1 rRNA gene is annotated in these 750 nt (G+C 53.7%); it reads right to left on the reverse strand.

The features are described 5' to 3' along the window. Nucleotides 1-750: ribosomal RNA gene (locus ABLU80_RS13500) — 23S ribosomal RNA — on the reverse strand; the annotation flags it as partial.

Consider the following 750-nt stretch of genomic DNA (forward strand, 5'->3'; position numbering starts at 1 on the left):
AATGTTACCTGATGCTTAGAGGCTTTTCCTGGAAGCAGGGCATTTGTTACTTCAGCACCGTAGTGCCTCGTCATCACACCTCAGCGTTAAAAGGTACCGGATTTACCTGGAACCTCCGCCTACATGCTTAAACCGGGACAACCGTCGCCCGGCTAACATAGCCTTCTCCGTCCCCCCTTCGCAGTAACACCAAGTACAGGAATATTAACCTGTTTCCCATCGACTACGCCTTTCGGCCTCGCCTTAGGGGTCGACTCACCCTGCCCCGATTAACGTTGGACAGGAACCCTTGGTCTTCCGGCGTGCGGGCTTTTCACCCGCATTATCGTTACTTATGTCAGCATTCGCACTTCTGATACCTCCAGCAACCCTCACAGGCCACCTTCGCAGGCTTACAGAACGCTCCCCTACCCAACAACACATAGTGTCGCTGCCGCAGCTTCGGTGCACAGTTTAGCCCCGTTACATCTTCCGCGCAGGCCGACTCGACCAGTGAGCTATTACGCTTTCTTTAAATGATGGCTGCTTCTAAGCCAACATCCTGGCTGTCTGTGCCTTCCCACATCGTTTCCCACTTAACTGTGACTTTGGGACCTTAGCTGGCGGTCTGGGTTGTTTCCCTCTTCACGACGGACGTTAGCACCCGCCGTGTGTCTCCCGTGATAACATTCTTCGGTATTCGTAGTTTGCATCGGGTTGGTAAGTCGGGATGACCCCCTAGCCGAAACAGTGCTCTACCCCCGAAGATGA

Source organism: Klebsiella sp. CN_Kp104, from assembly GCF_040064515.1.
In the GTDB taxonomy this organism is placed as follows: Bacteria; Pseudomonadota; Gammaproteobacteria; order Enterobacterales; family Enterobacteriaceae; genus Klebsiella; species Klebsiella aerogenes.